The sequence below is a fragment of the Rahnella sp. ChDrAdgB13 genome (assembly GCF_017655185.1).
In the GTDB taxonomy this organism is placed as follows: Bacteria; Pseudomonadota; Gammaproteobacteria; order Enterobacterales; family Enterobacteriaceae; genus Rahnella; species Rahnella contaminans.
Map to the genome: position 1 here is coordinate 1 of NZ_JAEMGT010000103.1, position 1919 is coordinate 1919.

2 protein-coding genes and 1 pseudogene are annotated in these 1919 nt (G+C 52.6%); all 3 read right to left on the minus strand.

Annotated features, from left to right (window positions below; all coding sequences use genetic code 11):
- Positions 1-278 precede the first annotated feature (278 nt).
- Positions 279-1310, minus strand: coding sequence for a type IV secretion system protein (locus J8X26_RS22235; protein WP_208951985.1), 1032 nt, complete (start codon positions 1308-1310; stop codon positions 279-281).
- Between the two features lie 73 nt (positions 1311-1383).
- A pseudogene (locus J8X26_RS22240) lies at positions 1384-1659 on the minus strand (EexN family lipoprotein).
- Between the two features lie 10 nt (positions 1660-1669).
- Positions 1670-1919: type IV secretion system protein (locus J8X26_RS22245; protein WP_244370795.1), on the minus strand; the 250-nt coding region annotated here is incomplete at its 5' end.

A 1919-nucleotide genomic window follows, 5' to 3' on the forward strand; every position in this document is an offset into this window, starting at 1 on the left:
AGCAGGATGGATTCAAAAGAGCGCGAGACATTAATGATGTGCTGAATATCAGACATGGTGAGTCAGCTCCTGGATTATGGCGGGGGAATTAACCGGCTGGGGATCGCCGGACACAGGCGGGAGGTCGCCGTGATGCTGCATGCAGCCGGAAAGCGCGCACAGCATCAGAAGCAAGATGCTGAATTTCATGGAAGCCTCTTATCGGATTAATGCAGGAAAGCCGCACCGCTGGCAGAGGCCACGGCGTGACGGGGGAATGAGATTAGCGGTCGGGAGGATTAACGGTGACGCTGCTGATTTTGGCGTTTCATGCTTTCGATGGCGGTGGCACGTTTCTGCCAGGCGCTCACGGTTTTGCCCACACCTGTGGCAATGAATCTGCCGGTGGTCGCTGCTGCCGCCATGCCACCTTTGGCGGTCAGTCGGCCCCCTGTCTTTATGCCGGGTCCGGCGACGTCGGCAGATTTGCTTGCCAGCCCGCGCAGTCCGCTCATCGCAGCCCCCTGTAACACGGCCTGTACGGCGGCACCGCTCAGCGCAGTGGCTATTTTCGCTGAAAAATACACCACGACGCCTGCCGCAATCCCGGCCAGCAAACATTGCGCCGCCAGGGTCACCATATTGCTTTCAGCAGACATTGCTGTGGCGGCATCCAGTATTTTATTCAGGTAGTTGATGGCGATCCGGACAGACAGGGCAGAGAACATGATCGTTAAGATTGCGGTAAATAGTGTTTTCAGCCAGTTATCAAACATGGGTTTAAGAAAACCGTACAGCAGGCAGAAAATAAACAGTGGGGCGGTGGTGGTCATTAACAGAATGGTGATTTCGGCTAGCAGGTTGACAAAGGTTGCCGCCAGTAACAGAACGATTGCACCGGCCCAGACCAGCACCTCGGCAAAACCGCCATTCACTTTAACGTAGGTTGAAGTGTCCAAATTGAACAGCGTTTGCCCCAGCGCTTGTGCCTTTTCCCACACCGTATCGAGCAGCGCCCAGACATTATCATCGCCACTGATACCGTCCTTAAGCCCTTCAATGGCCGCAATGACGGCATTCAGCCAGCCATCGCGGTTTAAAACAAAGGTGGTGATCAGCAACATGCGCCCCACATCCCAGACAACGTCTTCGACCGGTGTCTGGAGTTTGCCGCCAAGCGTCTGATACCCGCGATACGTAATAAACAGGGTGAAGGAACTGACGATAATCACACTGATAAGGGTGCCGTAGGTAGAAGACTGACCTTCTAACACGGCATTGAGCCCATCCATGATGTTTTTGTCCATACCAACAAAAATACCACCGGACATGGTGCCTCTCATTAGTCAGGAACAGACAGGGGATAAAAACAGGGAGGGATCCCTGTTTTTGTTGGTGGGAATATTACTGAGTGACAGATTTTCTTTTTTGGGCTTCCTGCTGAAACAGCGTCTCGAATTTTTCCCTGATGCCGGGTTTGCCGGCCTGGGCAAACATAAGTGCTGCCCGGTGCGCAAACTCTCAGTTGTCGCTTGCCTCGCCATCCCTGAGGCATTGCGTATAGACCTTATAGGTTTCATCGGGATGTTCTTTATACCAGGCTTCTGATTTCGTCTCTTTACAACCTGATAAAACGAGAATGCCTGACATGACGCACAAGGTTAATACGGGGTTTAACATGTTAACCTCCCTATAGAGAGTTCAGATCGGCAACGGGCGCAGTTAATTGCTGTTGCTCAAAGGCCTTCTGTTTTTGCTGTTCCAGCAGCGTTGCCCGCTGTTCAGTCTGTTTGACTGACATCTCCCACTGGCTGGTCAGCGCATTTAATTGTACGCTTTTGGCCGCGATGGCGTTAGCCAGGTCCTGTGACTCTTTCGAATCCTGCGCATTAGCAATACGGTCTGATAAATCTGATATATCGCCGAGCGTGCCCGTGATC